This is a genomic window from Methanospirillum sp. (assembly GCF_028679455.1).
In the GTDB taxonomy this organism is placed as follows: Archaea; Halobacteriota; Methanomicrobia; order Methanomicrobiales; family Methanospirillaceae; genus Methanospirillum.
This window is the reverse complement of the sequence record NZ_JAJRBM010000410.1, coordinates 1-2,810: the sequence shown is the minus strand read 5'-3', so window position 1 is coordinate 2,810 and position 2,810 is coordinate 1. Positions and strand designations below refer to the sequence as shown.

Annotated in this window: 3 protein-coding genes; 2 read left to right on the top strand and 1 reads right to left on the bottom strand. The window is 49.1% G+C overall.

Annotation, left to right across the window (positions count from 1 at the left end; translation table 11 throughout):
- Together LUQ50_RS14005 and LUQ50_RS14000 are read left to right on the top strand one after the other, a co-directional pair.
- Nucleotides 1-325, top strand: a 325-nt coding sequence (locus LUQ50_RS14005; protein ID WP_300040727.1) for a 6-hydroxymethylpterin diphosphokinase MptE-like protein, incomplete at its 5' end; no start/stop codon positions are given.
- Nucleotides 315-1,982 carry a radical SAM protein gene (locus LUQ50_RS14000; RefSeq protein ID WP_300040725.1) on the top strand — a complete coding sequence of 556 codons (1,668 nt, stop codon included), beginning with the start codon at nucleotides 315-317 and terminating at the stop codon, nucleotides 1,980-1,982. The genes LUQ50_RS14005 and LUQ50_RS14000, both read left to right, overlap by 11 nt.
- Here LUQ50_RS14000 and LUQ50_RS13995 read toward each other — a convergent pair.
- Nucleotides 1,954-2,810, bottom strand: an 857-nt coding sequence (locus tag LUQ50_RS13995) for a CBS domain-containing protein (RefSeq protein ID WP_300040723.1), incomplete at its 5' end; no start/stop codon positions are given. The genes LUQ50_RS14000 and LUQ50_RS13995 overlap by 29 nt on opposite strands.

Sequence of the window (2,810 nt, the reverse complement as noted above, 5' to 3'; positions counted from 1 at the left end):
TGACGATTATGCCTGTGAACTGAACAAAAACGGAACCATCCTGGTAGTGCATGCACATGGAGACAATATTCCCCGGCTCCAGAACTGGATTCCCCGATTTTCAGGTCCATTGGTCATGACAACTCAAGGCAGGCCGGTGAAAAATATTCATAACTTCGGTGGTTTTTCTGATGGTGATCGAGCGGTATATATGGCCCGGGAATGTGGGGCATCTTCCATAACGCTCCTCGGGTTTGATTGTGATGATCCTGCGGTATCACCGATGAAACGAGGAAAACTGATCTGGGCACGAAGGCTCCTGACTGATATTGGATATGACTGCTGAAGCGTGGATTATCGACGGGTACGTGGATGAACCAGCCTGTCTTGGCGTTCCCCCTTATATTTCACCATACATTAGAACTGTAGCCGGGGTGCTGACTTCTCACTCGTATGCCGTAAGGTACTGTACCATCGACCAGATCCGTTCTGATAATGCCTGGCTGCAGGCAGCAGGAAAATCTGCTCTCGTCGTGATGATTGCAGGGGTGACAGTTCCTGGTAAATACCTGGGTGGAACTCCTGCAGGTTATGCAGACATCCGTCAGATTGGTTCATCACTCCGGGAACCTGAAACCTTCCTTGGAGGGCCGATCCTTTTTGGAACTTCATCCGGTGGAGGTGCAAAGGCAAAGAGACAGGAAGAGTTCGGGTTTGATCATCTTTTATTCGGTTCTCCATCTCAGGCACTTGATGCTGCATTGTCAGGATATGGTCAGATACACACTCATTCGTACACAGAAGAGGACCGTTGGGCAGTTGCCGGAGCAGGCATAGTCAGAGAACACCCGTTGTATCCCTACGTACTATGTGAACTTGAGACGTCCCATGGATGTTCCCATGCTGAATCGGGTGGATGTTCTTTCTGCACCGAACCGTTCTATGGAAAACCTGAATACAGGGAAGTATCAGGCGTCGTTGCTGAAGTTTCAGCCCTGTCAGATCAGGGAATCCATCATTTCAGACTCGGTCGCCAACCTGATCTGCTCACCTACCAGGCAGGTTCTGGTGAGTATCCACGCCCCAGACCTGATGTTCTTGCAGAATTGTTTGATGGTATTCATGCTGCTTGTCCTGAACTGCAGACCCTCCATATCGATAACATCAACCCGGGAACCATTGCTCGTCACCCGGAAGCCTCCCGTGAGGCTCTCTCGATTATTGTGAATAGTCATACGTCTGGTGATGTTGCTGCATTCGGGATGGAGACTGCAGATCCTGCGGTTGTGGCTGCAAACAATCTGAAGGCGGATCCTGAGCAAGTGATGGACGCGATACGGATTGTTAATGAAGTGGGGGGTGTCAGGGAGCATGGAATTACTCACCTCCTTCCCGGTCTGAACTTCATCTATGGACTTGCCGGAGAGACTGCTGATACGTATCGTCTGAACCGAGAATTTCTCGATCAGATTATCAAAGAGCATCTCATGGTCCGGAGAGTGAACATCAGGCAACTGATGCCGTTTGAGGGAACCCGTGCCTGGGAAGAGAATCATCTACCGGTGGATAATCGTCTTTTTCATCAGTTTAAGGAAGATGTGCGAAAGCGATTTGATCTTCCGATGCTTCGTCAGGTATATCCAGCAATGACCGTTCTTCATCAGGTGATTATTGAAGAATCTGGCGACACTTCGTTTGGCAGACAACTCGGTTCGTATCCGATACTTATCGGAGTTCCATTAAAACTCCCGCTCCGCTCAATTATGAGTGTGGTGATTGTGGACCATGGGATGCGTTCGGTAACCGGTCTTCCCTGGCCGGTTCCCATCAATGAACTACCTGCAAAAACAGTATCCTGGATTCCCGGCCTATCAAAGCAGGCCCGGATCAGGATCCTTGCCAAACGCCCTTTTGCGGATCAGGTTGCTCTTGAACGAGCTGCTGGGATGTTGTTTCCTTCTGATCTCTTCTCGTTCAGATCTCCCGCAGTTCCATCACTGTGAAAATATCTGATTTGGTGATGATCCCTACCACAATTCCATTATCGATCACTGGTATCCTCCCGATATTGTACTGGGTCATGATCTTGAGAGCCTCAAAAACCGGTGCATCAGGTGTGAGCGTTATTACTTCTCTGGTCATCGTATCTTTGACCTGCATTGCATCACGGTCAATAGATGAAACCCGGGAGAGATCAGTCAGGGTGATGATGCCAACAAGAATACCACGATCAATAACCGGATATCCCAGATGTTTGGTCTGATACATCAGGGAGATAACTTCAGTAAGTGGCATGGATGGAAGAACTGCCATAACCGGTTTTGCCATAATTTCACGTGTTTTCACATCCTTGAGAAGAAACTTGTATCTGGTGACACTTGATTCCTGCCCTGCACCGATATAGATGAAGAATGCGATCAGGATAAGGATGGGTGAGAAGATAACGAGGCCAATGATCCCGAAGATGACTGCAAATCCTTTCCCGATGGTTGATGCGATATTGGTTGCCTGATGGAGGGGCATCCTCAATGCCAGGTATGCCCGAAGTACCCTGCCCCCATCCATCGGAAAGGCTGGGAGCAGGTTAAAGATGAATAGGAGCAGGTTCAGAATTGAAAGATATCCCCAGATATACATGATCAGTCCTGCAAGAGCCGGATCTGTAACAACCATCGGAGTTACATAAAGCAGCATCCCGCAGATCAGACCAATAGCCAGACTCATGGCCGGGCCGGCGAGTGCCATCCAGAACTCGACCCGGGGATCAGTCTCCTGATCTTCGATCGATGCCACTCCTCCAAAAAATAACAGGGTGATACTATTAATTGCGA

Coding starts and splice junctions, on each gene's coding strand:
- LUQ50_RS14000 (WP_300040725.1), top strand. CDS start 315: ATGACTGCTGAAGCGTGGATTATCGACGGGTACGTGGATGAACCAGCC.